The sequence below is a fragment of the Puniceibacterium antarcticum genome (genome assembly GCF_002760615.1).
Taxonomy (GTDB): Bacteria; Pseudomonadota; Alphaproteobacteria; order Rhodobacterales; family Rhodobacteraceae; genus Puniceibacterium; species Puniceibacterium antarcticum.
In genome coordinates, this window is sequence record NZ_AWWI01000056.1 from 1 (window position 1) to 25,262 (window position 25,262).

Consider the following 25,262-nt stretch of genomic DNA (forward strand, 5'->3'; position numbering starts at 1 on the left):
TGGTCCTTTCGGTTGGGCCAGAGTCTATCTCAAACTGGATTAGCTGCAGGGGGCAACGTCAACTGGAACCGCGCAGGTTTTTTCAGGGACGAAGCGATATTCCTTTGAACGAAACGGGCAGAGAGCGGGCGCGCGCAGTTGAGCGCAGATTGGCTAACTTATCTGTTTCGAAGGTCATGGTCAGTCCGCTAAAACGTGCAATGGAAACCGCGACGCTGGCGTTTCCAAACAGTTCGGCTCTCATCCAGGTTGAGCGAGACCTTATTGAGTGCGACTTTGGGAGCTTGGAAGGTAAACATATCAAAGATGCAATGAACGAATACTGCATCACTCGTAAAGAACAGCTCGCGGAAATCCTGCCGACGTATGGAGAACTTTGGTCAGCCGTCCTCAAGCGCTACAAAGCGCTTTTAGCTAAGATCGCAGCGCTTCAACGTTTCGGGCCGACGGTTGTATTGGTCGGGCATGATGCTGTGCTTCAGGGAATATAAGAAACTTTGACAGGCCACTGGTTTCAAAGCGAACATGGCCAGCCGCACTATTTCGAAAAAGGCCCCGCCGGTTGGGAGGTTGTAAACAGCATATGCCCAAGTAACGCAGGATGATCACTTCGTCTGCACTGCCGTCGCCCGAGTGAGCCGTATCAAATGTCGGCTGTGTCACCTACGGCTTCAGCCATTTGTATTCGCCAGAGAGCAAGATGTGTGCCCAGCCGATCCCAGTGGAACTCTGCGCGAACAGGGCAAGCGGCTACCCGGCGCGTGACGCACGAGAGTATTCAGGAAGATATGGACGACATGGACCTAGACGAAGACAAGATTGACGAGGCCGTACTGGCGCTCTTGCGCCTGACCCTCCACGACGGCCAGCGCGCCTGGAAGGGGTTCGATAGGGACAGCATGGACCGGTTGCATCAGAAAGGATGGATTGGCGATCCGGTGGGAAAGGCGCGGCCCGTCTCCTTCACCGAAGAGGGGTTGCATAGATCCGAGAGGCTTCTGGAGCAGTTGTTCGGTAAGAAAGCCGATCCGGAGAAACGCGCCGCAGACCGCCCTTGAGCGGCTACAAGCTGCGCGGGCGGGGTGCGATCAGGACCGGGGGAGGGAGATCAAGCGCAATGTCGATAGTGCTGGCACGGGTTTGACGGAGCAGGAGCGGGAGCGGCAGCGCGAACGGGTTCTAGAACGTCAACTACGTCATCGCGCCCGAGCTGCAGCGCCGTATGGCAAAGCGCGCCGGTGAGACGATCGTCGAGATCGAGGGCGGCCACCTGTTGCCGATGGCGAACCCCGATGAAGTGGCGGAGTTGATCGCGCAAGCCGCCGAGGCGGTAAACTGATCCCGCACTGGAGGCAGTTTACCTGGGCGGTGTTGAGGGTGTCGAGATACTCGGATGGCACGGGCAGTGTGCGATAGATCACTCGCGCCGCTCCTGTCGCGTCTTTACGCTTCTTCAGAGACCGCAGGACGATGGTACTACCGGAGAGATCGACACGGGCCGGAATGATCTCCAGCAGCTTTGACGGGCGACAGCCGGTGAACAGCAGCGTCTCGCAGAGTGTGCGGTCTCGGGCAGGCTTGCGCCGGGCCACGGCCAGGAAGGCAGCCCGCTCTTCAGCATTTAGGTAGAGCCGATTTCCGGCGGTGTCATAGAGGCGCATTTCGCTCATATTTAACAGTATGCACGAAAACTGTTAAACTGCGAATCCCGAACAGGCCCCCTGTCGGCTTTGTCTGATTATTTTCCGGGTCGTGGAAGATGAGCAGATGCGGCAGCGTCAAGCGACGATTTCACCCACATAGCCAACCCAAAGGCCCTGGGCATTTGTTCGTATGCTACGGTAGTCGGCTGCGTTGATGCGGTGGCTTTTCGCGCGAAAGAGGGCAGCGGTTTGATCATGGACGGACAGAAACATCTGAGCCTGTCTTGCTGATTTGAACCGGTCGAATATCTTTTCTCGGCGACGGGTGTGCCGATGTGACGCCTCGCTGCGATTGTTCAATCCCTTGTTCAATCGGTGATCGACGCCTGGGCAAAGCTCGCGCGTATCAACGCCATAACTTCGCAACTTATCCGTTATGATGACCCGAGGTATGCCCCACCGCTTCATAATTTTTCGCAAGAACCACTTAGCGGCTTTAGCGTTTCGGCGCGATTGCACTAGGATTTCGAGCGTGTCGCCGTTGCCATCGACCGCACGCCAGAGCCAGTGCTTCTTCCCGCGGATCGGGATCGCAACTTCGTCCAGATGCCACTTGTCAGCGGGCTGGGGGCGATCACGCCGGATCTTGGCCGCAATCTGTGTTCCAAATTTCGCCACCCAAACTCGGACCGTCTCATGGCTGACAGTGATGCCGCGTTCCGCCAGCAGATCCTCAACGTCCTGCAGGCTGAGGGCGAAACGGCATAGCCAATAACCGAGCGCGGAAAGCGATGGCCCTTCAGGGCCGAGGAGGGGACAGACAATATCATCTCCCTGCGTTAGCCTCACAGATCGGTATCGGCAACCTGACAGTGCCGAAGGGAAAAGCCGACAGTTCTGTGGACTGATGGCCCCGACGCAAGATGAAGCCGACCAGGTGCGTGCGCAGTTTGCCATGGCTATCGTATTGGTATCGCTTCGCAGATTAATGTGACAACACCGTTTGACCTAATAGTCTGGCTTCAAGAGAGCGACGCACGTCCTCTTCTGCCAGATCAAGTAACACGACAAGCGCGGCGCTCGTCGCGGCAGGATCTGCTGCAAGAATGTTGTGCAGCACTTGCTCGTGCAGCGCTACGGAATGCGCCTGCCCGGCGGGATTGTCATCCGTCAGGCGAAAGCTGATCAGCAGAGCCGTTTCGGTCAACGCCGCCAGCGAGCCGATCAGTTCATTGCCCGACATCCGCAGAAGAGTCTGATGAAAGACCAGATCCGGCACGGCAAAGCGTGCCCCGTCGTCCCCCGAGGCGCGCATCTGTTCAAGCGCCTTGCGCATATCCCCGATCTGCTCGGGCGTGGCGCGCTGCGCGGCAAGTGCGCCTGCGGCGGGTTCGATGGCGCGGCGCAGTTCAAACAGCGATCGTGCGTCTTCGGCCGTCGTATCGGGTCCGTAGCGCCAGAGCAGCACATCGGCATCCAGAAAGTTCCAGAAACTGCGCGGGCGCACGCAGGTCCCGGTTCTGGGGCGTGCCTCGACCAGCCCCTTTCCGGCAAGCACCTTTATCACCTCTCTCAGAACGGTGCGGCTGACACCATGGGCCGCGCTCCATTCCTCGGCATTGGGGAGCTGATCGCCGGGGGTCAGTTCGCGACTGACAATACTCTGACCGATCTTGTTCAGGATGCGGTCGTGCAGCCTCTCACCTTTTCGGGTGCCCGTCCCCGCCAGGGCGGCGGCTGCCTGCGACAATGCCGCTTCGAACGTCGCATTCTTCATACTATTGTCACAACCTTTCATTAATCATCATACTATTGGCACTGCGGCGACGGCCGTCAACAGAGAACCTCGAACCGAACTTTCTAACTTTGTCGCTGCAGGTGACTGGGACCGGTAAGGCACGCCGCAGATCACGGCTGCCCGACCCCTTCGCACCTTTCGACCCCACGCATCCCGATGCCGCGATCCCGCGCACCCCACACTCAAACCTGGAAAACCCTAGCAATGCCCCTGACGAAACACGCCCTGATCCGCCGCAACACCTGCGCATGTCCCCGGCCGCCGCGCGCCTCCCGGATTTCCCGAAAGCGCCCGGTTCTGGCCGGGCAAAGCCTGCTGGGCGCCACCGCTCTGGCCGGGCTGCTGTGCGCGACTGCGATGCCTGCCCATGCGAATGAGCCCTGGGTTCTGGTCGACAAGACGACGTTCGATTATGCGACGGCGATCAATCGTGCGCAGGGCCTGACCACCGACGGGGTGAATTGGATTTTCTCGGGCGAAAACATGCTTGAGATTACGGATGCAGACTTTAACACGATCCTGCTGGACAGTTCGGCCATTGTCGATGAACTGGCCACCCCGTCCGATATCGCGGTGGTCGGGCTCAACCACATCGGGGATATCTATTACGACAAGGGTCTGCTGTACCTGCCGTTGGACTCGAGCAAGGACGAGCCTGTCAGCGGTGAGAATTACCAGACTCCGGTGATCGCCATCTACAACGCCAGTGATCTGACCTATACCGGCAAATCCTATGCAATCACCACGCCCGACGGCACCGATGACATTGCAAGCTGGGTGGCCGTGGATAGCGACGCCGGTGTCGGCTATACCATGGCCTACAACAACTCGACCAAGATTGCCGTTTATGACCTGAACGACTGGTCCTTTGTCCGCTACATCCCGCTAGAGTCCGTGATCGACAACGCCCAGGGCGGCAAGATCAAGGACGGCTGGATGTATTTCTCGACCGATGGGGACAGCAAATCGGTCTATCGCGCCAATCTGTCAACAGGTGCGGTCGAAGAGCTTTTCAACCTCAAAATCGAGGGTGGTCAGGAGGTTGAGGGCCTGTCGTTCAAGATGACCAAGGATGGTCAGGCCCTGTTTGTGCAGAACTTGGAATTCGATATTCTGAGCGAGGTGCTGTACGAATATCTTCTGCCCTACGGCAATGCCCTGTCCGGAGAGGTTCACGCCAGCCTCAAGACCGTTCTGCTGGAAGACAGCGGGCTGCTGCGCAGTGCCGTTTCTGACCGGTTGCAGGCGATCCTTGGCGGGCAAGGCGGGGTCGTGGCGACCAACGGTATCATTCCATCGCGTCAGAACCCGATGCAGGGTGTGAATATGTGGGCCAAGGTTCTGGGCGCCACCGGAAAGATCGACGGTTCTGGCGATGCGGCCAGCATCACGCATGACACCAATGGGCTGCTCCTGGGTGCGGATACGATGCTTGGGGACTGGCGGATCGGGGCGCTTGCGGGCTTTGGCAACACGACGTTTGACGTGGGCGACCGGAGTTCGGACGGCAGCAGCAGAAACCTGCATTTCGGTGCCTATGCCGGCACACAATTCGGCAATCTCAACGTCAAGACCGGGGCGTTTTACACCCGTCATGACATTGAAACCACACGCGATGTTTGTTTTCCACTGGTGAACGAGACGCTTGAGGCGGATTATGAGTCAACCACGCTGCAGGCCTTTGGCGAACTGGGGTATGAAATCACGACCGCCAAGGGCGCGTTCGAACCTTTTGCCAACCTGGCGCTCATCCATCAGCACAGCGAGTCCTTTCAGGAAACAGGCGGAAGCACGGCGGGGTTAAGTACCGGAAGCCGCGATTTTGAGACGCGCCTGGCGACGCTTGGTTTGCGTGCGTCGCGTGATCTGAGCCTGGGCCGCTCTGCTGCGAAACTGCGCGGGATGCTGGGCTGGCAACATGCTTGGGGTGATATCACGCCCGGGCTGGATATGGCGTTTGCCAATGGCACCTCCTTTTCCAGCACCGGGGTTTCGATGGCGAAGGATGCGCTTTCGCTGGAGATCGGCCTTGATATGACCCTGTCAGAGACGACATCGCTGGGGGCCTCGTATTCTGGCCGGAGGGCGGAGGGCAGCCAGTACAACGCTCTGAATGTCAGCGTTACCATGGCTTTCTGAGCCAAGGGGCGGGGGCAAGAGCCCGTACCCTACCTGCCAGTCCGGCCCAAAACGGGCCGGGCTGGCAGCGTGATTTTGGCGATGTGGAAACCGTATGGAATGCGTATGGTTTGCGTGTGGCTGGGTGCCAGATCGGCCGATGCGGCGCCGAGAAAAGATCCCTCCCATGGGGTGCGCCGTTGATCGGGACAACGCCCAAGACTCCGCTCGTTCAGGGCAGAAACAGGCCCGTGGCCTGTTTGCGGGGACGCGCTTTACCCTTATCATAGCTTGGCTGCGACCCGCGTGTGTTTCAGGTCAAAGGCGGAACGCGGCTCTCTTGCACGAAGCGGGTGAGGGATTCGTGTCGTGAATCCAATGTGGTAGCTGGCCCGCATGAGCAAACCGACATCACCGACCTACAAGACGACGAACTGGGCTGATTATAACGCAGCGCTGAAGCGCCGCGGATCACTGACGATCTGATTCGATCCCGAGATGAAGTGGGGTGCCAACCCCTCCGGCAAGAGGGCCAGATCGCAGACGATCAGCGACGCCGCGATTCAGACGTGCCTGAGCATGAAAGTGCAATTCGGAATGGCGCTTCGGCAGACGACGGGCTTTGTGGAAAGACTCTTGCGGTTGACAGGTCTGGATTGGGTTGTGCCGGATTTCAGAACTATCTGGCGACGCCAAAGGACGCTTGCGGTCCCCGTTCCGTGTCGCGGCGCGAACGGCCCACTGCACCTGCTCATCGACATCCTCGCCGCGATCCACCGACTACGAGTACCACCTCTATGCGCATGACTGCGATCCAGACCCCAAACTCAACGATATCGGCAGGACAGGTCTTTCCGGCACATCGAAAAATGGTCCAGAACGGCACTGCCGGGGCCGGTTCGTGGTGCAGACCGACTAAATCCGACCACCTTGATCTCGAACGGCAGTCCACTTGGGGAATGTCGGTCTATAGGCTTTCTACGGTCCTGCGCGACCATCTGGAGTTGGGGGAAGTCACCCGGATCACGCTGAGGCAAAGCATCGGCGGCGTGCGGCGGCACCTATGGGACGAGAAGCAGCGCAGGCCCGTCACCTTCGCGGAGGCGAAGGCCGCTTGACCGCAACCACATCACGCGCCGACGCCGCCGGTCCGGCATCGCGAATTTCTGATGACGTCGTGCGAAGAGATCAAGGGGCGGTCGAGAAGATCTCGGCGGCAATGTGTGGTGCCGCGACAGTCTGGCGTTCAGGGCGATATCCTGAGATACGTGCAGGGATTCGAAAAGTCCCGCCAAGGTTCCCTCGGGACGCATGGGGTCTGATAAATCCGGCACTGACGGCCGAAACAAGGAGACGACATGCAGCTCGACGGAATTGGAGGACTACTGCTTGCCGTCATCTGCTGGGCGCTGGCCGCCTTCGTGGTCGTCGTGACCTTTCTGCCGATGTCGAACACGAATGTCTGGTGGATCAGGGCAATGGACTTTCCACGCCTTCAGATTGCGGTCATCGGTGGAATCGTCCTGATCGCGGCGCTGTTTCTGCCCGGGTCGGGCCGCCTGATCGTGCCGGTCCTGATGATCGCCGCCTGCGGTTATCAACTATGGCGGATCTTCCCCTACACCCCACTCGCGACGGCCGAAATGAAATTGGCCGAAGCGGGCGCCGACACGGTAAAGGTCCTGTCCTCCAACGTGCTTATGGAGAATGGCCGCCATGACCTGTTGCTCGAGGTGATCGAGAAGTTCGACCCCGATATTCTGTTCCTGATGGAAACAGATCAGGCTTGGATCGATGCCGTCGAACCGGCACTGGCACGGTATTCCACGGTCATCCGTGAACCGATAGACAATCATTACGGCATGGTATTCGCCACGCGCCTTCCGGCCGACAGAGCCGAAATCGTCCGCCTGACATCAAGCGACACGCCGTCCGCCTTCGCGCAGATGACGGCGCCGGACGGAACCACCTTCCGCTTCGTCGGCCTTCACCCGCGTCCGCCGCTGCCCGGGCAGAATACCCAGGAACGCGACGCGCAGATATATTACGCCGCCCGTTTTGCGCGCAAATCCGGTGTCCCGCTGATCGTGACCGGCGATTTCAACGATGTTGCCTGGTCGGACACGTCGCGAACGTTCAAGCAAGTCGGCCAATATCTCGACGCGCGGATCGGAAGGGGGTTCTTCGCCAGCTTCGACGCCGAAAAATTCTATCTCAGGTTTCCGATCGATCAGCTTTACGTGACCGAGGACATTGCCGTCGTATCGATCCAGCGTCTCGACTACATCGGATCGGATCACTTCCCGATGGCCGCGACAATCCGTCTGGATGCGGCTGCGGCGGCGCGACTGAACATGACACCGGAACCGATCTCTGAGGACGAGCAAAATCTGATCGACGATTCTGTGGCGAAAACGCGGGAAACCCTTGGGCACTCGAAATTCTGAGCCCGTTCGCCAGACCCTGCGATCCTTCCACCACCGCGGTGTCTGCCAATTAAAAGCAAAACGCTTTAGCAGACATTTCAACGAATTTTTGGATGGTAGCAAAGTCGGGATTTCAGCGTCTTCACGTACAGAAAGATCATCCTGCCAGAATGCGCCGTTCAGAAACCAGATTGTTTTCATGCCGACTTGTTTGGCCCCAACGATATCTGCCTTGGGACTCTGTTGCGCAAATTAGCTGACGGACGGTTCTCCCCTTAACCCAGACGGATTTATCCCACGGCCCTTGTGACGGGGATGCCAAGGGCGGTGTAGCCGTTCAGGATCGCAACGCGCGCCTGAACCTCCGCGACCTGGCGGTCGAAGTCCCGTACCATCAAGCGTTGGCCGAGTAGTTTAACGCAGTGCATCCACTGCCCGAGAGGGTTTGTCTCGACGCGACTCCGGCGGTGGTAACCGCTCCAGTTCCGCCATAGTACCCGACCCAGATATTTTGATGCGCGCAATGCATCGTTCCTGGCGATGGCACCGGCGGTGGTTGGCTTTCATGTCTGGGCATTTCGGCGTGGCGGGATGACCGCGGCCGCACCTCGGTCAGCGATGGGGTGTGCCACGCGTCCTCATGACGGACAAACTGCGCAGCTATGGCGTGGCCGTCCGTGACCTTTGCCCAAGCATAGATCATCGTTCTCACAAGGGTTTGAACAACCGATCCGAGGCGTCGCATCGACACACACGACGAAGAGAAGAAATCATGGGTCGTTTCAAATCCCCACGCCAGGTGCCGCGTTTTCTATCCGTCCACGATCAGGCCGCGACCATCTTTCGTCCAAAACGGCACCGCCTTTCCGCAGCACCCTAGCGCCAATCTCGGGCTGACGCGTTCAGCCGGTGGAACACCTATGCGGCTGAAATGGCTGCCTGAACGGGGCGCGGTTCTTGGTATCGTCCTGACAGAAAAACCTGACAAGGCCTTCTGCGCTGCTCTAGGTTAGGGCGGGCCTGCGTACTGGGGAGTAATGTGAGCGGAGTACCAATCGTGCGAGATGCATTGCTCATCCTGAGCTGCGGTTGCCGCGAAAGCAGCAATGGAGAATTTCATGAACTTGACTGCGGTCGCCGCTTGGACTGCGCTGGTTTTAGTTCTGGCCATTCCCACCTTCACGTCAGCTCAGCAGTCCCTCGAGCTTCCACCGGACGTCGTTGAAGGATTCTACGTCACTTTGGACGACGTACGTGCCAAAAGCGATGCGGTGTATGATGCCCTTGCCGGCGCGGCCGGCGATCCAATTTCCAAGAGCAACTTCACCGCACGGAACTTGCCGGACAACATCGTGCCGGAGGAGACGGACCGAGAGCTGCTGCAGAACCTTTTTGGTCTTCTCGACGCAAACGGCGACGGGCAGTTGACACGCGCCGAGTGGGACGAGCGCATCGCGAGCGATCTGAGGTCTGCCGATGAGAACGAAGATGGCAAAATCACGCTTGGAGAACTCTCCCACGCCCGCGAGAACCTTAGCATCGGCGACGCCCTCAAGATAATCTTCTGAGGTGGTGTCAGACGGATTCGAGCCAGTCTCTGCAAGGATAATGAAGCTGCAGATTAGGCCAAGCCGAGTTGGCACCACTCGGCGAGAGCAGGGGCTCGGTTGGCCTTGAAGTTTTCTCTGCTATAAAACCCGCGCTCCTGATTGAAATGTTTGCAGACGAAGGAATGAACGGCGGCGTCATGAATCGCCCCGGTTTCACCGGAGACCTGGAGCGTCTGCTCGGCGCGATTGGCGGCACAGTCCGCAAGACTCCTCCCGAAGTGACGCGTATCTTTCTGCGCCCGCAACCGAGACCGCAAGAGTCTGTTGCCCTGTAAGTCTTGATCGGGTGCATCTTCGCGTGCAAAAGTCGCAAGGATACGCTCCGTTTCAGGGCGTTTTCCCTCCGCTCTTCTGCAAATCCAAAAGAATTTTGCGGTCAAAGCCATGAATTGTTGACCCCCCACTTTCGCGCAAGACCTGTTCACGCAACTCGGCAACGACGACACGCGCGGGCAACGGAAAAGACTCTTCCAACTTAGCAAGGGTTTCAACAAGCTGGGTGACGACATCCGCATCTGTCATCCCGTATCGTGCTATCGCCGCGACGGCCCGGCGCGTTACAGCCCCCAGATCAATGACTTCAGTCAAGACACGCAACTGGCCGCTCTGGTCGAACCGCATCGGCGAGGGAATGTCCCTGTCGGCCAATCGGCCAAGAACCTGGCCCAGCCGGTCGATGCAGTAGAGCGCGGTGGTTGGGTCGTTGATGCCGGGCGACAGGGATCGTTGCGCCAGTTCCACGATACGGCGGATGGCGAACTCCAGATCCTGATAAGGTGTCCGGTCCCGTCCGATGACGACCGCACCGCGCAGTTCCTCGTCAATCTTGTCTGAAACCTTGGCCTTCGGATAGGCTGCAATCACGCACGCACCCTTTGTGACGAACGCGCCGGGGCGCGCTGCAATCCGCAGAACAAGATCATTCTTGGCGGCGATCCGCATCAGCACGTCACCGCCGATACTCTGCACGTACCCATCTGAATCGGCCGCAATCTGCCTGCTGTCAGTCTCGAAATCGCCGGGTAGAGGCTGCTTGACAGCTTCGATTGGCCGCCCATCACCCAATCGTTCGGGAAAGACATGATCGACGGCGGCGCAGCCCTCGACGGCGAGTTTTTCCAGCAGTGTTTCCACCCGGATCGACGTCGCAATGTGATGGATGAAGTAAAGCAGAACTGCCACACTTGCCGCGCCCATCAGCACCCCAAACGCAACCGCCAGATGGGGAACGAAGCTGGAGCCCTCGGTGCCCCTCACCGACCTCAGCACGAACAGGCAATATAGAAAGGTCGCTATGAAGGTTCCCAGGACGATCTGGTTGCTGCGATCCCGCATGAAGTTGCCCAATGTCCGCGGACCGAACTGCGAGGAGGCAAGCTGCAACGACAACATCGTGATCGAAAAGATCAGACTGGCCACCGTGATCATGGAACTCGCGATCACCGACAGCATCGCCCGGGCTCCTTCGGGGCCGAATGTATAGAGCGCGGCCGGATTGTCCGTCTGGGCCACATCTCGCAGGGTATCGACCGAGATGAGCACAAAAGAAAGCGCGATAGCCGACAAAGCCATGACTGCGGGCACAAACCAGAAGCTGGAGTTGAGGCGTCCCCAGAACGCTGTGAGGCGTGTTATTGAAAATGACGCTGTCATGATCAACTCCCTGCTTTGAAAAAATTTATTTGTGCTGACAGCATAGTCGGTTTCCGACAAGCTATTTGCTCTGGCCCAAGTTTGATCGGTCTGGACAGCAACCTCCGTTTGGCATTGATCACCATACCACTCGCTTGATCACGGCCCGCAGGCTCAGCCCCTGAACGATCAGGGTGAACAGGACGACGGCATATGTTGCGGCCAAAAGCGCCGATTTCTCGGCGACCTCTGGCAAAGAAAGCGCCAGCGCCACCGAGATGCCACCCCGCAAGCCGCCCCAGGTTAGCACCGGAATGGTGCCCCGCGCGAATTTGCGCAACAGGCCCAGCAGAAGGACGGGACCGCTGACGGCCACCAACCGGGCGAGCAGCACCAACGGCACCGCAAGCGCCATCAGCCAGCCGAAGGCAGGCTCGAACCGCAGCACCAGAACCTCAAGCCCGATCAGCAGGAACAGGACCGAGTTCAGCATTTCGTCGATCAGCGTCCAGAAGCCGAATAGGTATCTCTGCGTCTGATCGCTCAGCGCATCGCGCGGCCCCCGGCTTCCGACCAGCAAGCCTGCGACAACAACCGCCAGCGGACCGCTCACACCCAGTCTGGAGGCGATCGCATAGGTGCCCACAACCAGCGCAAGCGAAATCAGCACCTCGATCGAATAGTCGTCGATGGCGCGCATGGCGCGGTAGGCGACATAACCAGTCATGGCGCCGAGGACCGCGCCGCCAAAGGCTTCGACCACGAACATCTCGCCCGCCTGAAAGGCGTCAAACCCGTCACCGAGGGCCACCTGAAGAAGCACAGCGAATAACACCACGCCTACGCCGTCGTTGAACAGGGTCTCACCCGTCATCACGATCTTGAGGTCCTCGGGGACCCTGACCTCTTTCAACGTGGCAAGAACCGCAACCGGGTCCGTCGGGCTGATCAGCGCCCCGAACACAAGCGCCCACGGCAATGAGATCGCAACACCCAGAAGGTCGGATGCCGCCCAGACGACGCCTCCGATAATCGCGGTAGACACCACAACCCCCAAGGTTGCCATTGTGCCGATGGTCAGGGCACGGCTGCGCAGGCTGACCACGTCAACATGCAACGCGCCCGCAAACAGGAGAAATGCGAGCATGCCCTCAAGAACGGTTTGCTGAAAATCAACCTGGCGCAGGAGGGCTGCCAGACCTTCATAATTGAACAATCCCGGCATCACCGTGTTGGCACCTATGACCACCAGCGAGGCGCCAAGTCCCATAAGCAGCAGGCCAATGGTGTGCGGCAGGAACGCCAACCGGAAATTGACCCAACTGAATGTGGCCGTCAGGACCAGCAGGATTGCGACAAGCTCAAACTGCGACATCGCACTCACCGCTACCAGTTGTTGTGCCGGAATGCGTGCGCGCGACGGGCGGCGCCGACAGTCCCTTGATCACAGGGACCTCCCCCACATCAGTCGACACCATAGTCCAGCATTTTTTCCAGACCTTCTGTAAGGAACTCTCCGACTTCCGGCTGGCCGAGCAGATAGCGGCTCACCAGCCCCTCGTGCTGTTGTCGCGCAAGGGTTTTGGTCTGCTCCCAATCTTCGGTTTCAGCATCGCCACGGCCGATCCAGAACAGCGCGACCAGCGCGTCCTGTTGTTCGTCGTTCATGCTTTCGATCTCTTGCGTGATCTCGTCGCGGCTCAGATCGCCACCGGTTTCCTGCAGCGTCGCGGTCACCTCGTCATCCGAAGAATTTCCGCCGAGGTCAGAGATATCTGTCCCCTCTTTCGCCATTACAGCGTTGAACCTCAGCACCAGTTCTTCGATCCGGGCATCGTTAAAGGGTAGCGCAGCCATCGGTCTCTCCTGTTCATCAGGCTCTCAGGATAGCAGGTTGAACAGGCGCGGCACTGATGTTGATCATCATGCCCTGCGCGCAGTCGCTGCGACTATGCTCTCAAAGATGGCGGGGCGGGCCAGAGATGGCGTGAACGACGAGACAGCATGAGAAGCAATGGGGCAGGATCTCTTTTCTGCGCCAGTGGCGGGCTCGTCGTGACCAAGGCTAATCTCGATCAACACCGGATCTCTTATCCTGTCGTAGGCAAGCTGAACGCTCGACGCGTCCGCTGCGCGCTCCAAACGATCCGCTGTTTGCGTCGGCAGGACCTGTCGCGGCGCCTTCACAGACTGAGGCGGCGCTTTCTTCACTGCAGATTAACCGAGATTCAAAGGAGCAATACATCAATGCCCATTCACCGCGTTGATCTGACTGACCAGTCCAGCCTTCTGGACATTTACGCCACAGAGGCGTCGCAAAACAGCCTGCCAAAGTATGGGATTCCGGAATGCGCGCCAGAACGTCGCGACCTTTTGCACGACCTGGGTCGAGGATGAGATCAAGGCGTTGATGGCAGACGCGATCAACAAGAACATGATCGACAAGGATGAATATCCGCAAACCGCCGAAATCGAGAAGCGTTGCGTGCATATGCGTTCACGACCGTGCTGGCGCTGTTCGGGGGATATTTCTCGATGATCCTGTCCTGACGACCCGGCCCGTCGTCCCCACAAAGCGGGGGCGATGGTGTCTTCCTTTCTTAACATGAGAAAATAGAGGTAAAATCATGACCCAAGATAAAACCCCCAAGCCAGACACCTCCGACCACGGGCTTGGTGCCCAAGGCACCATCTCTCAGGCAGGTCGTTCAGGTGGGCGTCTGCCGCGCGACATCGGCACGCAGGATGAGCTGAAGCGCTCAAACGAACGCCCCGCCGGCAAAACCCGCGTCAATAAAGCTGATGAAAAAGACGGGTCGTCAGACTGAGCAAAGCGCGCTGAGGCGTAAGCGATCGGGCGGTTTCGCTTGTGTTCGAGGGATGAACCAATCGGTCCTGATAACTAGGACACACCCGGATCAGCACCTGATCAAGAAACGCGTCTTTGGCAAAAACCCACGACGAAAGATATGTCCCTGACCCCCCCACAGATCCTGATCTTTGCCATTCTCATTGCCATGATGGGGTTGTTCCTGTGGGGGCGGTTTCGCCATGACGTGGTTGCGTTGGCGGCCCTGTTGGCCTGCGTCATCTCAGGATTGGTTCGGTCAGAAGTGGCCTTCGCCGGCTTTGGCCATCCGGCGGTGATTACAGTGGCCTGTGTCCTGGTGCTCAGTCAGGGGCTGCGCAATACCGGTGCCGTGGATTGGCTGGCGCGCAGCCTCTTGCCGAGCAATGCCGGACGGATCACGACCCTGCTGACGCTGATCGGGCTGGGGGCCGCTCTGTCTGGCTTCATGAACAACGTGGGCGCGATGGCGCTTTTGATGCCGATCGCAGTGCAGGTGTCTGACCGGTTGGATCTGACGCCCGGACAGGTCCTGATGCCGCTCGCCTTCGGGACTATTCTGGGTGGCATGACCACACTGGTGGGCACGCCACCGAACTTGATCGTTTCCGGCTTCCGGGAAGAGTCAGGGCTGGGGCAATTCGCCATGTTCGACTTTGCCCCTGTGGGAATTGCGGTGGCAACCTTGGGCGTTCTGTTTGTCGCGATTATCGGCTGGCGCCTGGTGCCTGCGCGCAAATCTGCTGCTGGCGCCGATTTTGACACGGGCACCTACCTGACCGAGGTACGCGTGCCCGAGAAAGGCAAGGCCGTCGGCCTGACCCTGCGTGGCTTCGAGGCCGATATCGAGGACAGTGGCGCACAGATCGTCGGGCTGGTGCGCAACGAGGTACGCATGACCGCGCCGCATGGTGCGCGCAAGATTCACGCGGGGGATGTTCTGGTGATACAGGCCGATGTCGACGCCTTGGCCGAAGCGCTATCGGTCTTCGACATCAAGCTTGAGGCGCAGAAATCAGCCGCAGATAGTAAAGACAAGGCGTCCGAAAAGACTACGCAAGCGGCTAAAGCGGAAACTGCCGTCACGAAAGATGACACCATCGAAAACGCCGATGAGGGCGATCACCGTGATGAGGATATCATCCTGCAGGAACTGGCCATTCTGCCGGGCGTGACCATCGTCGGGCGTTCGGCGAGCGATCTGCGGTTGCGCACGCGCTATGGGCTCAATCTGCTTGCCGTGTCGCGCGAAGGACACCAACCACAGGCCCGGCTGCGCAAGCTGAAACTGAAATCCGGCGACCTGCTGATGATGCAGGGTCCGGCCGAGATGATGGCCGAATTCATCAACGATACGGGCTGCGTGCCGCTGGGTGAGCGCGAGCTGCGCATCCCTGACAAGCGCATGGCGATTATTGCGGGTGCGATCATGCTGGGGGCGATCGGGATCGTCACGCTGGGCCTGCTGCCGGCCCCCGTGGGCTTTGCGCTTGGGGTTCTGGCCTCGATGCTCTTGCGGACAGTCCCGCTAAGAAAAATCTATACGACGATTGATTGGCCCATAATTGTGCTGTTGGCGGCACTGATCCCGGTTGCAGGCGCGATGCAGACGACTGGGGCCGCTGATCTGCTGGCGCGGTTTCTGGTCGACACCATTGCGCAAGGCAGCCCCATCGCCGCACTCGCTGTGGTGTTGATCACCACCATGTTTCTGTCGGACGTGATGAACAACGCCGCCACCGCAGCCATCCTCTGCCCCATTGCCCTCGGCATTGCCGCCACACTTGGCGTCAATCCGGACAGCTTCCTGATGGCCGTGGCGATTGGTGCGTCCTGCGCCTTTCTCACGCCAATTGGGCATCAGAACAACACCTTGATCCTTGGCCCCGGTGGGTTCCGCTTCGGTGACTACTGGAGGTTGGGGCTGCTGGTCGAGGTTATCGTGGTCGTCGTCAGTCTGCCGCTGTTGTTGATCGTCTGGCCATTGTAGATCCGCATGGCAGGTCTCACAGGATCAAATGGCCAACGACCGCAAAGTCCGGCAAATTGCCACGTCGAGTGGCTCTGTTGATGGCGTGGATGGGTGATGATCACGTCGCCGCCGGCCTTGGCGATACTAGTCGCGACATTTCGACCGAGGCCACGGTTTTCGCCTGTGATGAGAGCTAACTTGGTCATTGGATATTGTCCTTTCTGATCGTTTGACACGAACTAACTAGACGCAACCAGAGCCGAACCGTTGCCCAATCCTCCACAACTTTTGCCTAAAGATACAGAACGGCTTCCCCTAAAGTCGAATTGCCGAAAAAAACAAAAGTTATCGGGCTATGTAGTTACACAAACCTCCTGTAAAATTGCCGCAAGCTTCAACCAAGAGTAGACGCCATGTCAGCCCTGATACACCAAAGCCTGCTCGACACCGTCCGTCGGCATGCCGATTCCAGTTTCGACTCCCAGGGAATCTGCGCCACCTCTGTCCCCGGCCTGTTCGCGATCCGCGCAACGAGGCCCTCCGAGATTACCTTTTCCATCGACCGACCCTTGGTGGCGATGATCCTCCAGGGACGAAAATGTGTGATCAGCGGCAACACGAGTCTCGAATTCGGCGCAGGAGAATCGCTCATGATCTCGGCGGATATTCCGACAATCAGCCAGATCACGACGGCAAGCGTTGCCACGCCCTACTACTCCCTGGTGTTCGAGATCGACATCGTCACTGTCGAAGAGCTGGTGCAGAAGATGGAGGCCGCTCCGGCGATCTCCCACAGGCCGGTTCTCGTCGACGAAACCGAAACCGAGGTCGCCGAAGCCGCGTTGCGGCTCATGAAACTGAACACACGTCCCTCCGCCCTACCCGTGCTCAAGGACCAGATGGCGCGGGAGCTGCACTACTGGTTGCTCGCCGGCAGGCATGGCAACATGCTGCGCAGCCTCGGAGTGGTCGAAAGCCACGCGCGCCGCGTCGCCCGGGCCGTGGGGGTCATCCGGTCCAATTACAAGGCACCGCTCCGGGTAGAGCAACTCGCCGAGGCGGCAGGCATGAGCCCCTCCGCCTTCCACCAGCACTTTCGCGCGATCACGTCGTTGACCCCTTTGCAATTCGTCAAGCGGCTTCGCCTGATCGAAGCCCGCCGCATGATGTTTGCCGAGGGCGCCGGGGCCAGTCATGCCGCCTATGCAGTCGGGGACGAAAGCGTCCCGCAGTTCAACCGGGAATATCGCCGCCTGTTCGGCCAGCCGCCGATCCGCGATCTCAAATCGGCGCAGAGCCGGGCCGCCTTCGCTGCCTGACAATGGCATGACGCGCTCCGAGCTCCCCGCCGCCAGCGGAATTGTCTTGAGCTTGGCAGGCATCAGACCTGCATCGACCCGGGCCTTGGCGACGGTGGTGAACAGCGCGTGCGTCAGGTCTTGCGAATAATGTCTCGGCAGGGATGAAAGGCGATTGCCTGACATCTCCGAAAAGCCACGGGTTCCGTGGCACCGGTGGCCCGCCTGATCTGTGCATCGCCAACCTTGGCGAGGCGTATGAGCGTTATGACTCCACACTCTTGCGCAATGGGCCCCTCAGACTCTGGCAGTGGACCATGGCAGCATTCCCTCAATCTCTCGCATAAAATCGATGAATGCTCGGACTGAGGGGGCAAGTTCGCGTTGGCTCGGAAAAACGATGGATAGCGGAACCGCCTCCAATGACCAGTCCGGCAGCACCCGACAGAGGTCTCCGTTTATAATTTCGGCCTCGCAGAGGTAAGCCGGGACGATGCCGATGCCTGCACCGCCCCGGACCAGACGGTGGATCGTCAGCATTTCGTCGACTGACACCGAGGGGGTGATGATTTCGGTGATCGGTCCGTCCGGTCCATTCATGCGCCATTGCCGCGGGCGGCCGTCGGCCGTCGGCATATCCACGATGCGATGCGCTGGTAGATCATTTGGGTGTGAGGGCGTGCCGTGGGCTGAGAGGTAGGTTGGCGAAGCACAGATCATGCGGGCCACGCTGCCGAGCCTTTGCGCCACGAGGCTTGAGTCGGGCAGATCACCGAACCTGAGTGCCACGTCGATGCTGTCCGAAACAAGATCAGCGCGCGCGCCTTCCAGCGTCAGGATGAGGTCAATTTGGGGGTACCGCGCCAGAAAGTCCGGCAGACGATCCCCAAGTGCGTTGATCCCAAGCCCAATGGGCGCACTGACCCGCAGAGTGCCTGCTGGCGCGCCGGTCAATGTCTCAACATAGGTAAGTGCCGTATCGAGATCTTTCATGACCGGCGCGATACGTGAATGAAGCGCCGCACCAGCGGCGGTGAGCGTCACTTCGCGCGTGGTGCGCTGCAAAAGACGCGTGCCAAACGCCTCTTCCAGCTTCGACACCGCGCGGCTGACGCTCGATTTGGGCAGACCTAGCTGGCGCGCCGCATTCGAGAAGCTGCCATGTGACGCAACCCGTTCGAAGATGCGAAGATGATTGAGATCAGTCACCGGCATTGTTCCATATGTTAAACAGCGTTGTCCAGATCTAACCCTTATCACCACGCACCCAAAGAGCCACCTCCATGAAGAAGGCAAAAGTAGAAGGGTTGAGATCCCCTCCGCGATGCAAAGGCGAATTCGGACAACTCAATTGTTGTCCAAATGAAACAAATAGCCTGATAAATGAAGCTCTTGGATGAGAAAAGGAACATTGCCATGAAAAGCGACAGAACCGTGATCGTGACCGGTGCCGCAGGCGGACTGGGCGCGCTCTTTGTAGAGCGTTTCCTTGAAAACGGCGACACCGTGATCGCAACCGACATGAGCGAAGACGGGCTCCTGGCCCTCAGCGACGAGACCGGCCGCCTGCATCGGATCACCGCGGACCTGACGGACGAGGCGGACATCGCACGGATTGCAGAGCTTGCAAAAGAGACAACTGGCCGGGTCGATGTTCTGGTCAACAACGCAGGCTGGTTTCCTGTTCAGCCCTTCGAGCAGATCACGGCACAGGACTACCGCACGGTGCTGGACATCAATCTCGTTGCACCGGCGATGCTGACCCGCGCCTTGCTGCCTTTGATGAAGGGGCACCGCTGGGGCCGGATCGTCAATATTGGCTCCGGCTCGATCTATGGCGGTGTGCCCGGTCAGGTTCACTACACCTCCGCAAAGGCGGGGATCGTCGGCATGACTCGCTCGCTTGCCCGGGAATTCGGCGGTGAAGGGATCACCGCCAACATCGTCGCTCCGGGTCTTACCCTGACCGCCAAAGCACGAGAGGTCCTGCCCAAGGCGCTTCAGGACGACCAGATCGGGCAGCGGAGCATAAAACGCGAGGAGGTTCCCGAAGACCTCGTCGGCACGGTGTTTTTCCTCGCCTCGCCCGGTGCGGACTTCGTGACGGGGCAGACGATCGTCGTCGACGGCGGGATTACGATGCTGTGAGCACTCCATTTGAACAAAGGAAAGCAACAATGACCAATCTTTTTGACACATTCGACCTCAAAGGCCAGACACTGCGCAACCGCATCGTCATGGCCCCCATGACCCGCACCCGCGCCACCGAGGATGCTGTGCCGACCGATCTGATGCGCGACTACTACGCACAGCGTGCCGATGCGGGCCTCATCATCACCGAATGCACGCAAATCTCCGAAGGCGCGCATGGCATCATCCGGGCGCCGGGCATCCACGACGACGCCCAGATCGCGGCCTGGCGCAAGATCACCGATGCCGTGCATGAAAAAGGCGGCAAGATCTTCAACCAGATCTGGCACCCGGGGCGGACCTCCCACCCTGACATCATGGGCGGCAAGGATCCCGTCGCGCCGTCGCCCATCGCCGCCGCCGGAGAGTTCTTCCTGCCCACGGGGCGCGTGCCCTTCACGGTGCCGCGCGAACTGGGCATCGACGAACTGCCGGGCATCGTCGAGGACTTCGTTCAGGCCGCCCGCAATGCGCGCGCGGCAGGTTTCGACGGCGTCGAGATCCATGCCGCAAATGGCTATCTTCTCCAGCAGTTCCTCGAGGATGTCTCCAACCACAGGACCGACGCCTATGGCGGCACGATCGAGAACCGGGCGCGCCTGACCCTTGAGGTGACCGATGCGGTGATCGCTGCCTGGGACGCGGACCATGTAGGCGTGCGTCTGTCGCCCGCCGGTATCAATTACGGCAGCGTCAGCAGCGATCGCCCTGAAATCTACGACCATGTCATCCGCCAGCTTTCCGACCGGAACGTCGCCTACCTGCATGTCATCCGGCCGAACAAGGCCTCCTACGATGCAGGTCCCGTTCAGATCGAAGATGTGCCGGGCTTCACCCGCGCGCGCTACGCAGGGCCGATCATCGTCAACGGCGGTTTCGATCACGACGGGGCCGACGCGGAACTTGGCAAGGGAGATGCCGATCTGGTGGCATTCGGTGTTCCGTTCATCGCCAATCCCGACCTTGTGACGCGGCTAAAGACCGGGGCGGCCTACAACAAACCCGATCCGGCGACCTTTTATGGCGTCGGGCCCGTGGGCTACACCGATTATCCCACCCTCGAAATTGCGGCGGAGTGACCGGATGTCAGCCGATATGCCCCAGTTTCTACAGGCGAACGAAACCGTTAATGGTGTAAGCCTGCACTATCGTCTGGGTGGCCCCGAAGGGGGCCGCCCGGTGATCCTGTGGCACGGGTTTCTCTCCACAGGAAACGTCTGGCGCAAGGTCGCACCGGATCTGGCCCGCGCCGGATACCGCGTCCTGATCCCGGACATGCGCGGCTACGGTGACAGCGACAAGCCAGAAGGAACCGCCGGATACGACGCGCGATCCCTGATGGAAGAAACCCGCGCTCTCACCGCCGCAATCGGCTTTGGCAGGAATCTCCCGCTACTTCTTGCAGCGCATGACATGGGTGGCCTGCCCGCCCTCATCTGGGCGGCCGACCATGCCAATGAAATCGCAGCGCTCGCCTATATCGAAGCGCCAGTGATGCTCGCCGCTGCGTTGAAGGCGGCCTTTACCTTTGATCGCGCCCACATGGCCGAAGGGTCGATGTGGTGGTGGCTGCTGCCGCTGGCACCTGATGTCCCCGAACGTCTGATCGTGGGGAATGAGCGGGCGTTTCTGACCTGGTTTCACCGCCACATGGCGCATCCCGAGGCGATCGAACCCGCAGCCCTGAACGAGGTCCTGCGCACCTTTCACGGCACCGAAGGCGTGCTGGGTGCCATGGGGCTCTATCGTGCCGCATTCGACAGCATCGACCAGACCGAACCACTGATTGCGAACAAGATCACGACGCCTGTTCTTGCGATCGGGGGTCGCAAGGGTCTGGGCGACAAGGTCGGACAGATGATGGCGCAAGTTGCCACAATCGTCACGGCGGTCACGCTGGAAGACAGCGGTCATTTCGTGCCCGAAGAGCAGCCCGCAGAGACCGTGAGGCACCTTATGGCCTTGGCCGACCGCACGATGAACGAAGGAGTTCAAACATGACGACCCAAAGCAGAACACAAAATGCGGTGCGAAAAATCGCGATTGGCGCGAAAAAAAGCCACGGCGCTGGTGGTTTCCGGATCGAAATTCTGTTTCCGGGAAGTGCCTTGGGGCATCCCGACAGTGGCATAGGAACGATTGGACGGATCGATCATGCCCGCGTCCAGCCCGGCACGCTGGTCGCCATGCACCCCCACCGGGATGACGAGATCTTGACCTATATCCGCTCCGGCAAGGTCACCCACAAGGACACCATCGGCCAGACTGAAATGATCTCGGCGACCCGCATGATGCTTATGAACGCCGGGTCTTCGTTCCAGCATGAGGAACTGGTCGACCCGGACGGTGACACTCTGACGGCACTGCAGATCTTCCTGCGTCCCTCGACCGGCGGGTTGGAACCACGGGTCCAGTTCCATGATGTCGCAACTGCGGTCTCAAAGAACACGTGGCGCTTGCTGGCAGGGCCGGATGACGCGGATCCGTTGACCGTGCGCAGTCAAAGTTGGGTTGCAGATGGCCAGTTCGACGCGGGCCGCAACCACGCCCTGCCGGATATGCCTGATCGGAACCTGACCCGCCTCCTGTATGTCTTCAATGGCAAGGTGACCGTGCGGGGCATTGCGCTTGGCACGGGCGATGCCGCAATCCTGTCAGCGGATGTCATGCATATCAAGGCAGAGGACCGCTCCGACCTCGTGCTCTTCACCACGGACGAGGATGCGCCTGCCTTCGACGGTGGGATGTTCAGCGGAAACAATCAGGCCGCGAACGCGAACTGATATCGCCCTATGGTCGCCAGGCAGTATAAAAATGTCGGTCAGCCCGCGCCTGCGTCCGCCACTGCCTCTCGGTGACCAATGTCGCAGGTGCCCTCGACCGCATGAGGACGGCGATGACGCGGATGGGTGACGTCCAGCTCATCGACGGGGCCGGTCACTGGATCCAACAAGAACAACCAGCGGAACTCGCCAGACTGCTCGTCGCCTTTGCCAACGATGTCATTGGAGTGGATCACTCCAAGCATGACTGACATGCGTAGCGATAGCTGAGCCGGATCTTTGGTTAACGATCTGTGGTATATTCCATAACAGGAGGAAGGCGCGAGCCGACGTGAATAGACTCTTAAAATCGGAATGGCAGCTGCCAGAATTTGCCATTCCGAAAGCAGCCAGTCGCCTGTCTGTCTCTTAGCTGCCGGCCCAGTCCAGCTCATCGACGGGGCCGGTCACTGGATCCAACAAGAACAACCAGCGGAACTCGCCAGACTGCTCGTCGCCTTTGCCAACGATGTCATTGGAGTGGATCACTCCAAGCATGACTGACATGCGTAGCGATAGCTGAGCCGGATCTTTGGTTAACGATCTGTGGTATATTCCATAACAGGAGGAAGGCGCGAGCCGACGTGAATAGACTCTTAAAATCGGAATGGCAGCTGCCAGAATTTGCCATTCCGAAAGCAGCCAGTCGCCTGTCTGTCTCTTAGCTGCCGACCCAGTGCCTCTCATCTTCGAAGCACCACGAGGGTCCGGTCGATCCCAATTGCCTCAATTTCAGCGAAGCGGAGAGCTGCCGCCTTGCTCAAAAGTCATAGCCCAGTGCCCCTCATCTTCGAAGCACCACGAGGGTCCTGTCGATCCCAATTGCCTCAATTTCAGCGAAGCGGAGAGCTGCCGCCTTGCTCAAAAGTCATAGATTGCCCCAACTCGCTGACGCTGCTTCTGCAACGGCCAGCAATCTTTCCCGGTCAGCGCCATCACGTGCCAGAACCGACATGCCCTGCGTGACGGCGATGGCCAGGTCCGCAAGCGTTTCAGGCTGGGTGTCGGGCGGCAGGAGTCCCTTCGTGATATCCACCGCGATCCGGCGCAGGATAATGTCGCGCACGCTGCGGCGCTCAGCGGCGACCGCATCACGGACCGCCAGGGCGTCTGGCGATCCTGTTGCGGCCGCGCTGGCCAGCAGGCAGCCCGGCGGTGTCGTCTCGCCGGTGTAGAGCATCGCCGCCCCGCGCAGCATCTCGGTAATGGCGTCGCGTGCGGTTGGCGCCTCGGCCATCGACTGTTCCAGCGCAGTGTGATCGCCAGCATAGCGGCGCATCGCTTCGAGAAACAATTCCTGCTTGTTGCCGAAGGCGGCGTAGAGGCTGGGGGCCGTGACCCCCATGGCGGCCGTCAGATCCGAGATCGACGTTGTTTCATACCCGCTGTCCCAGAACGCCAGCATTGCCTTTTCCAGCACTTCCTCGCGGTCGAATGAGAGGGGACGACCAGTCTTGCGGCGCGATGTCTGAGCATGTTTCATAGTGACCGATACTAAAGTCATTGACACCGCTTCGCAAGAGGCGGATATATTTCGTATCGTTCACTATGAATTATTGGAAATGCCATGTCCCTTACCCACTACCGTGCCCTTGGCCGATCCGGCCTGGTCGTCAGCCCCCTCTGCCTCGGCACCATGACCTTCGGCCCCGGCGACTGGGGCGTTGATGAGGCTGGGTCCCGTGCGATTTTCGACGCCTACCGCGATGCGGGTGGCAATTTCGTGGACACGGCGGATATCTATACGGGCGGTGTCAGCGAAGAGTTTGTCGGCAAGTTCATCAATGACACCGGGTCGCGCGACGAGATCGTGCTGGCCACCAAGTTCGGCTTCAATGGCTCGCGCAGCCCATTGGCCGCAAATCAGGCCCGTGCCGGAAATCCGCACGCTGGCGGGGCGGGGTCGAAGAACATCCACCGTGCGTTGGATGCCTCACTGAAGCGGCTGAGGACTGACTACATCGATCTTTACTGGATGCACATCTGGGATGGCGTCACGCCAGTCGAAGAGATCGTGCAGACGCTGGGCGATCTGGTGCGGGCCGGCAAGATCCGCCACTACGCCTTTTCCGACATGCCTGCGTGGCTGGCCATGAAGGCGGCGACCCTCGCAACCGAGCGCCGGGTGCCGGGACCGATTGCGATGCAGGTCGAATACTCCCTTGTTGCCCGCGACGTCGAAGCCGAGCATATCCCCGCCGCACAGGACGCGGGCATGGGCGTGATGCCCTGGAGCCCGCTGGCCGGCGGTTTTCTGACTGGCAAATACAAGCGCGACGATACCTCGGGCACCGGTCGGCTGAGCGGTGCCAACCCCTTTGGCGACAGCAAGTTCAGCGACCGCAACTGGGACATTCTCGCTGTCCTGAACGAGGTTGCTGCCGAACAGGAACGCACACCTGCGCAGATCGCGCTGGCTTGGGTCATGGCGCAGCGCGGGGTGATCTCAACCCTGGTGGGCGCACGCAGCGTGTCGCAATTGAGCGGCAACATCTCGGCCACCGAAGTGACGCTCACCGACGACCAGATGAGCAGACTTGATCAGGTCTCTGCGCTGGCAAGCGGGTTCTCTGCCAGCCTGACGGCACCAATGATCCGGCGCATGGTCTATGGTGGCCATGGTGTCACGGGATGGGCCGGGTAGCTCCCCCAATTAATTGGGGGGCTCTTTTTGCCACCAGATCAGGAGCTGACGTCCATCGTTCTGATAGAAACTGGACTCCTTCCGGCTGACCGAACCTTCAGACGGACCCCACCATATTGAAGCGCATTTGGCCCGGATCGCTCAGCTTCGCTGAACCCTCCGGACCTGTTTTATTCCATGAGATCGCGAAAGATATCTTGGTGATGAGCGACAACCACCATGGCCGGTGCCGACAACCAGCTTGGCCGGTGGGGCTGAACG

At 59.6% G+C, this 25,262-nt stretch carries 22 protein-coding genes and 4 pseudogenes; 16 read left to right on the forward strand and 10 right to left on the reverse strand.

The window, feature by feature from the left end; all coding sequences use genetic code 11:
- Positions 1 to 491 (forward strand): histidine phosphatase family protein (locus P775_RS07265; protein ID WP_099910355.1); only part of this gene is annotated, 491 nt, incomplete at its 5' end.
- Positions 492 to 788: 297 nt separating this feature from the next.
- Positions 789 to 1,058 carry a DUF6429 family protein gene (locus tag P775_RS07270; RefSeq protein ID WP_218967647.1) on the forward strand — a complete coding sequence of 90 codons (270 nt, stop codon included), beginning with the start codon at positions 789 to 791 and terminating at the stop codon, positions 1,056 to 1,058.
- Between the two features lie 720 nt (positions 1,059 to 1,778).
- On the opposite strand, the pseudogene P775_RS07280 reads toward P775_RS07270, so the two are convergent.
- Positions 1,779 to 2,473, reverse strand: a pseudogene (locus P775_RS07280) (IS6 family transposase).
- Positions 2,474 to 2,628: 155 nt separating this feature from the next.
- Positions 2,629 to 3,420, reverse strand: a complete 792-nt coding sequence (locus P775_RS07285) for a FadR/GntR family transcriptional regulator (protein WP_099910356.1) — start codon at positions 3,418 to 3,420, stop codon at positions 2,629 to 2,631.
- 225 nt (positions 3,421 to 3,645) lie between these two features.
- Between P775_RS07285 and P775_RS07290 the strand changes: the two genes are divergently transcribed.
- The 3 genes and pseudogenes from P775_RS07290 (at position 3,646) to P775_RS07310 (ending at position 8,006) form a co-directional block, all read left to right on the forward strand.
- The gene (locus P775_RS07290; RefSeq protein WP_180287360.1) at positions 3,646 to 5,580 is read left to right on the forward strand and encodes an autotransporter outer membrane beta-barrel domain-containing protein; all 1,935 of its coding nucleotides are present in this window, start codon (positions 3,646 to 3,648) and stop codon (positions 5,578 to 5,580) included.
- A gap of 375 nt (positions 5,581 to 5,955) precedes the next feature.
- Positions 5,956 to 6,318, forward strand: a pseudogene (locus tag P775_RS07300) (transposase); the annotation flags it as partial.
- Positions 6,319 to 6,917: 599 nt separating this feature from the next.
- Positions 6,918 to 8,006: an endonuclease/exonuclease/phosphatase family protein gene (locus P775_RS07310; RefSeq protein ID WP_099910360.1), complete on the forward strand. Its 1,089-nt coding sequence runs from the start codon at positions 6,918 to 6,920 to the stop codon at positions 8,004 to 8,006.
- A 269-nt stretch (positions 8,007 to 8,275) separates the two neighbouring features.
- Here P775_RS07310 and P775_RS07315 read toward each other — a convergent pair.
- A pseudogene (locus P775_RS07315) lies at positions 8,276 to 8,605 on the reverse strand (IS5/IS1182 family transposase); the annotation flags it as partial.
- Here P775_RS07315 and P775_RS07320 point away from each other — a divergent pair.
- Both P775_RS07320 and P775_RS07325 read left to right on the forward strand, forming a co-directional pair.
- Positions 8,593 to 8,928 (forward strand): annotated as a pseudogene (locus P775_RS07320) (DDE-type integrase/transposase/recombinase); the annotation flags it as partial. The pseudogenes P775_RS07315 and P775_RS07320 sit on opposite strands and share 13 nt — an antisense overlap.
- 175 nt (positions 8,929 to 9,103) lie before the next feature.
- Positions 9,104 to 9,553, forward strand: a complete 450-nt coding sequence (locus tag P775_RS07325) for an EF-hand domain-containing protein (RefSeq protein ID WP_180287361.1) — start codon at positions 9,104 to 9,106, stop codon at positions 9,551 to 9,553.
- A 369-nt stretch (positions 9,554 to 9,922) separates the two neighbouring features.
- Here P775_RS07325 and P775_RS07330 read toward each other — a convergent pair whose 3' ends face one another.
- From P775_RS07330 to P775_RS07340, 3 genes are all read right to left on the reverse strand, one after another.
- A complete protein-coding gene (locus P775_RS07330; protein WP_180287362.1) occupies positions 9,923 to 11,308 on the reverse strand; it encodes a DUF2254 domain-containing protein in 1,386 nt (461 codons plus the stop codon).
- Positions 11,309 to 11,366: 58 nt separating this feature from the next.
- Positions 11,367 to 12,602, reverse strand: coding sequence for a cation:proton antiporter (locus P775_RS07335; protein ID WP_099910362.1), 1,236 nt, complete (start codon positions 12,600 to 12,602; stop codon positions 11,367 to 11,369).
- A gap of 89 nt (positions 12,603 to 12,691) precedes the next feature.
- Entirely contained in the window at positions 12,692 to 13,084 is a 393-nt protein-coding gene (locus P775_RS07340; protein WP_099910363.1) for a DUF3775 domain-containing protein, read from the reverse strand.
- 478 nt (positions 13,085 to 13,562) lie between these two features.
- On the opposite strand from P775_RS07340, the gene P775_RS27520 reads away from it, so the two are divergent.
- The 4 genes from P775_RS27520 to P775_RS07360 all read left to right on the forward strand — a co-directional run bounded on the left by P775_RS27520 (position 13,563) and on the right by P775_RS07360 (position 17,366).
- Complete coding sequence (locus P775_RS27520) at positions 13,563 to 13,766, forward strand: pyridoxal-dependent decarboxylase (protein ID WP_218967648.1); 204 nt, start codon at positions 13,563 to 13,565, stop codon at positions 13,764 to 13,766.
- An 88-nt stretch (positions 13,767 to 13,854) separates the two neighbouring features.
- Complete coding sequence (locus tag P775_RS07350; protein ID WP_099910364.1) at positions 13,855 to 14,055, forward strand: hypothetical protein; 201 nt, start codon at positions 13,855 to 13,857, stop codon at positions 14,053 to 14,055.
- Between the two features lie 141 nt (positions 14,056 to 14,196).
- Entirely contained in the window at positions 14,197 to 16,065 is a 1,869-nt protein-coding gene (locus P775_RS07355) for an SLC13 family permease (RefSeq protein WP_245875605.1), read from the forward strand.
- Positions 16,066 to 16,460: 395 nt separating this feature from the next.
- On the forward strand, positions 16,461 to 17,366 hold the full coding sequence (locus tag P775_RS07360; protein ID WP_099910365.1) for an AraC family transcriptional regulator: 906 nt from the start codon (positions 16,461 to 16,463) through the stop codon (positions 17,364 to 17,366).
- A gap of 276 nt (positions 17,367 to 17,642) precedes the next feature.
- Here P775_RS07360 and P775_RS07365 read toward each other — a convergent pair whose 3' ends face one another.
- Entirely contained in the window at positions 17,643 to 18,554 is a 912-nt protein-coding gene (locus P775_RS07365; RefSeq protein ID WP_180287363.1) for a LysR family transcriptional regulator, read from the reverse strand.
- Positions 18,555 to 18,761: 207 nt separating this feature from the next.
- Here P775_RS07365 and P775_RS07370 point away from each other — a divergent pair, with 207 nt between their 5' ends.
- Genes P775_RS07370 through P775_RS07385 form a run of 4 tightly spaced genes read left to right on the forward strand, consistent with a single transcriptional unit; the run spans position 18,762 to position 22,318 of the window.
- A complete protein-coding gene (locus P775_RS07370; RefSeq protein ID WP_180287364.1) occupies positions 18,762 to 19,493 on the forward strand; it encodes an SDR family NAD(P)-dependent oxidoreductase in 732 nt (243 codons plus the stop codon).
- Positions 19,494 to 19,522: 29 nt separating this feature from the next.
- A complete protein-coding gene (locus P775_RS07375) occupies positions 19,523 to 20,614 on the forward strand; it encodes an alkene reductase (RefSeq protein ID WP_099910368.1) in 1,092 nt (363 codons plus the stop codon).
- 16 nt (positions 20,615 to 20,630) lie between these two features.
- A complete protein-coding gene (locus tag P775_RS07380; protein ID WP_180287365.1) occupies positions 20,631 to 21,536 on the forward strand; it encodes an alpha/beta fold hydrolase in 906 nt (301 codons plus the stop codon).
- Positions 21,533 to 22,318 (forward strand): pirin family protein, encoded by a 786-nt coding sequence (locus P775_RS07385; RefSeq protein WP_099910370.1) that lies wholly within the window; start codon positions 21,533 to 21,535, stop codon positions 22,316 to 22,318. The genes P775_RS07380 and P775_RS07385 overlap by 4 nt, the downstream gene beginning before the upstream one ends.
- A gap of 38 nt (positions 22,319 to 22,356) precedes the next feature.
- Here P775_RS07385 and P775_RS27970 read toward each other — a convergent pair whose 3' ends face one another.
- The 3 genes from P775_RS27970 to P775_RS07400 all read right to left on the reverse strand — a co-directional run bounded on the left by P775_RS27970 (position 22,357) and on the right by P775_RS07400 (position 23,861).
- Entirely contained in the window at positions 22,357 to 22,563 is a 207-nt protein-coding gene (locus tag P775_RS27970; protein ID WP_218967649.1) for a hypothetical protein, read from the reverse strand.
- A gap of 163 nt (positions 22,564 to 22,726) precedes the next feature.
- Complete coding sequence (locus tag P775_RS29385) at positions 22,727 to 22,855, reverse strand: hypothetical protein (protein ID WP_281256064.1); 129 nt, start codon at positions 22,853 to 22,855, stop codon at positions 22,727 to 22,729.
- Between the two features lie 370 nt (positions 22,856 to 23,225).
- Positions 23,226 to 23,861 carry a TetR/AcrR family transcriptional regulator gene (locus P775_RS07400; protein ID WP_245875606.1) on the reverse strand — a complete coding sequence of 212 codons (636 nt, stop codon included), beginning with the start codon at positions 23,859 to 23,861 and terminating at the stop codon, positions 23,226 to 23,228.
- 63 nt (positions 23,862 to 23,924) lie between these two features.
- Here P775_RS07400 and P775_RS07405 point away from each other — a divergent pair, with 63 nt between their 5' ends.
- Positions 23,925 to 25,001 carry an aldo/keto reductase gene (locus P775_RS07405; RefSeq protein ID WP_099910373.1) on the forward strand — a complete coding sequence of 359 codons (1,077 nt, stop codon included), beginning with the start codon at positions 23,925 to 23,927 and terminating at the stop codon, positions 24,999 to 25,001.
- Positions 25,002 to 25,262 lie beyond the last annotated feature (261 nt).

What these genes read in the sequence shown, in the direction of transcription:
- P775_RS07270 (WP_218967647.1), top strand. Translation starts at nt 789, where the DNA reads ATGGACGACATGGACCTAGACGAAGACAAGATTGACGAGGCCGTACTG.
- P775_RS07285 (WP_099910356.1), bottom strand. Translation starts at nt 3,420, where the DNA reads ATGAAGAATGCGACGTTCGAAGCGGCATTGTCGCAGGCAGCCGCCGCC.
- P775_RS07290 (WP_180287360.1), top strand. Translation starts at nt 3,646, where the DNA reads ATGCCCCTGACGAAACACGCCCTGATCCGCCGCAACACCTGCGCATGT.
- P775_RS07310 (WP_099910360.1), top strand. Translation starts at nt 6,918, where the DNA reads ATGCAGCTCGACGGAATTGGAGGACTACTGCTTGCCGTCATCTGCTGG.
- P775_RS07325 (WP_180287361.1), top strand. Translation starts at nt 9,104, where the DNA reads ATGAACTTGACTGCGGTCGCCGCTTGGACTGCGCTGGTTTTAGTTCTG.
- P775_RS07335 (WP_099910362.1), bottom strand. Translation starts at nt 12,602, where the DNA reads ATGTCGCAGTTTGAGCTTGTCGCAATCCTGCTGGTCCTGACGGCCACA.
- P775_RS07340 (WP_099910363.1), bottom strand. Translation starts at nt 13,084, where the DNA reads ATGGCTGCGCTACCCTTTAACGATGCCCGGATCGAAGAACTGGTGCTG.
- P775_RS27520 (WP_218967648.1), top strand. Translation starts at nt 13,563, where the DNA reads ATGGGATTCCGGAATGCGCGCCAGAACGTCGCGACCTTTTGCACGACC.
- P775_RS07350 (WP_099910364.1), top strand. Translation starts at nt 13,855, where the DNA reads ATGACCCAAGATAAAACCCCCAAGCCAGACACCTCCGACCACGGGCTT.
- P775_RS07355 (WP_245875605.1), top strand. Translation starts at nt 14,197, where the DNA reads ATGTCCCTGACCCCCCCACAGATCCTGATCTTTGCCATTCTCATTGCC.
- P775_RS07360 (WP_099910365.1), top strand. Translation starts at nt 16,461, where the DNA reads ATGTCAGCCCTGATACACCAAAGCCTGCTCGACACCGTCCGTCGGCAT.
- P775_RS07370 (WP_180287364.1), top strand. Translation starts at nt 18,762, where the DNA reads ATGAAAAGCGACAGAACCGTGATCGTGACCGGTGCCGCAGGCGGACTG.
- P775_RS07375 (WP_099910368.1), top strand. Translation starts at nt 19,523, where the DNA reads ATGACCAATCTTTTTGACACATTCGACCTCAAAGGCCAGACACTGCGC.
- P775_RS07380 (WP_180287365.1), top strand. Translation starts at nt 20,631, where the DNA reads ATGCCCCAGTTTCTACAGGCGAACGAAACCGTTAATGGTGTAAGCCTG.
- P775_RS07385 (WP_099910370.1), top strand. Translation starts at nt 21,533, where the DNA reads ATGACGACCCAAAGCAGAACACAAAATGCGGTGCGAAAAATCGCGATT.
- P775_RS27970 (WP_218967649.1), bottom strand. Translation starts at nt 22,563, where the DNA reads ATGCTTGGAGTGATCCACTCCAATGACATCGTTGGCAAAGGCGACGAG.
- P775_RS29385 (WP_281256064.1), bottom strand. Translation starts at nt 22,855, where the DNA reads ATGCTTGGAGTGATCCACTCCAATGACATCGTTGGCAAAGGCGACGAG.
- P775_RS07400 (WP_245875606.1), bottom strand. Translation starts at nt 23,861, where the DNA reads ATGACTTTAGTATCGGTCACTATGAAACATGCTCAGACATCGCGCCGC.
- P775_RS07405 (WP_099910373.1), top strand. Translation starts at nt 23,925, where the DNA reads ATGTCCCTTACCCACTACCGTGCCCTTGGCCGATCCGGCCTGGTCGTC.